The organism is Pseudolysinimonas sp. (assembly GCF_031389465.1).
GTDB lineage: Bacteria > Actinomycetota > Actinomycetes > Actinomycetales > Microbacteriaceae > Pseudolysinimonas_A.
Genome location: NZ_JANMSQ010000010.1, coordinates 1 through 2538 on the forward strand (window position 1 = coordinate 1; position 2538 = coordinate 2538).

A 2538-nucleotide genomic window follows, 5' to 3' on the forward strand; every position below is an offset into this window, starting at 1 on the left:
CGGTAAGGAGATGACGCTGACGGACGTCGTCACCTCGACGTCGGAGCGCTACAAGGAGGCCGGCGACCTCCGGGCCATCCTCGAGACCGACTCCGAGGCCGCCCAGGTATTCGAGACCGCGCGCGGCATCGAGAACCTGAAGCGCCAGTGGGGCGTCCATGCGGCCGGCGTCATCATGTCGGCTGAGCCGCTCATCGACATCGTGCCGCTGATGAAGCGCCAGGATGACGGCGCGATCATCACCCAGTTCGATCAGCCGCCGTTGGAAGACCTCGGCCTGCTGAAAATGGACTTCCTCGGCCTGCGGAACCTCACGGTCATCCAGGATGCCCTGGGCGCGATCGAACGCAACACCGGGCATCCGCTCGACATCGAGGGGCTTGACCTCGACGCCGACCCTGCGACCTACGAGCTGCTCTCGCGTGGCGACACCCTCGGGGTCTTCCAGCTCGACGGCGCGCCGATGCGAGCGCTGCTGAAGCAGCTCAAACCGACCAACTTCGAAGACATCTCGGCCGTCATCGCGCTCTACCGTCCGGGCCCGATGGGCATGAACTCGCACACGAACTATGCCCTCCGCAAGAACGGGTTGCAGCGCTCCGAGGCGATCCACCCCGAGCTCGCAGAGCCGCTGCGCGAGATCCTCGACACCACGTTCGGCCTGATCGTGTATCAGGAACAGGTCATGGCGGTGGCCCAGAAGGTCGCCGGCTTCACCCTCGGTCAAGCCGACGTGCTGCGGCGCGCGATGGGCAAGAAGAAGAAGTCGGAACTCGACAAGCTGTTCGAGGAGTTCCAGGCCGGGATGACCGCCAACGGATACTCGAAGCAGGCCGTGCAGGTGCTCTGGGACACCCTGATGCCGTTCGCCGACTACGCGTTCAACAAGGCTCACTCGGCCGGCTACGGGGTGCTGGCGTACTGGACCGCCTACCTCAAAGCGAACCACCCCGCCGAGTACATGGCGGCGCTCTTGACGAGCGTCGGTGACGCGAAAGACAAGCTGGGCCTCTACCTCAACGAATGCCGACGAATGGGTATTCGGGTGCTTCCGCCCGACGTCAACGAGTCTGCGGGCGACTTCACCGCCGTTCCGACGGACGGTGTTGATGGAAGGCAGGGGGTCGGAGACATCCGGTTCGGTCTCGGGGCGGTGCGCAACGTCGGATACGGCGTGGTTGAGCACATCCGGGCTGCTCGCGAGAAGGAAGGTCGCTTCGTCGCATTCCACGACTTCCTGCGTAAGGTGCCCATTCCGGTCGCCAACAAGCGCACCGTCGAGTCGCTCGTGAAGGCGGGAGCCTTCGACTCGCTCGGCAACACGCGACGCTCGCTCATCGAGATCCACGAGGTTGCCGTCGAACGGGCGGTCAGCGACAAGCGCAACGAGGCGAACGGCCAGGTCGGCTTCGACTTCGATTCGCTGTGGGACGAACCGGAACAGGCGAGCGAGTCCGTTCCCGACCGGCCGGAGTGGAGCAAGCGCGACAAGCTCGCGTTCGAGCGCGAGATGCTCGGCCTCTACGTGAGCGACCACCCACTCGCCGGGCTCGAACAGACTCTCGCCAAACACGCCACGATCTCGATCGGAGAACTCATCGGCGGCGACGTCGCTCACGACGGTGAGCAGGTCACGGTCGCCGGGCTGCTCACGGCGGTGCAACACCGCACCGCTCGCAACTCCGGAAATCAGTACGGGATGGTGACGGTCGAAGACTTCGGCGGCGAGGTGACCGTGCTATTCATGGGCAAGACCTACCAGGAGTTCTCGCCGTCGTTGCAGAACGACTCGATCGTCGTGATCAAGGGCCGGGTTGCGACCCGCGACGACGGGCTCAACCTCCACGCCGTCAGCCTCTTCGTGCCCGACACCGGAGCCTCCCTCGGTGCGGGACCCCTCATCATCTCGGTACCGGAGCACCGAGCGACGACCGACGTCGTCACCGCGCTCAACGACGTGCTCATCCGGCATCGCGGCGACAACGAGGTGCGACTTCGTCTCGTGCGCGGCGAGAGCGCGCGGATGTTCGAGGTGCCGTACCCGGTCACTGTGACCGCCGACCTCTACGGCGAACTGAAGTCGCTGCTCGGGCCGAACTGCATCGTCTGAGATTCTCGGCGCGATGTTGTCAGCTCTGCGTAGCCTCGAAGAGTGCATGACCTGAGCAGTCGTCTGGCCGGAGTCGTCTTCGAGCGAGGGGACGCTGGTCGAACCGAAGAGCTCGCCGGCGTCAATCTCGCCGTGGTGCACGATCCCGACCTGGTGGTGGGCGCCGCCACTCTCGAGGATGTCGTCGAAGCGGTGGGGTACGCCACCCGCCACGGTCTCGCGGTGCGGGTGCAGGCGACCGGTCACGGCGCTGACCTGCCGGTGACCGACGGACTTCTGCTCACCACGCGCCGACTCGACCGGGTCGTGATCGATGGCGATGTCGCGACGATCGGGGCGGGCGTGCGCTGGGCCGACGTGATCGCCGCCGCGGCCCCGCTTGGCCTCGCCCCGGTGACCGGCTCGTCGCCCACGGTGGGAGTGGTCGG

At 66.0% G+C, this 2538-nt stretch carries 2 protein-coding genes; both read left to right on the forward strand.

From position 1 onward, the window contains the following. Nucleotides 1-2110: DNA polymerase III subunit alpha (gene dnaE, locus RMO30_RS00310; protein WP_309707963.1), on the forward strand; the 2110-nt coding region annotated here is incomplete at its 5' end. A 42-nt stretch (nt 2111-2152) separates the two neighbouring features. Beyond that, nucleotides 2153-2538: FAD-binding protein (locus RMO30_RS00315; protein WP_309707966.1), on the forward strand; the 386-nt coding region annotated here is incomplete at its 3' end.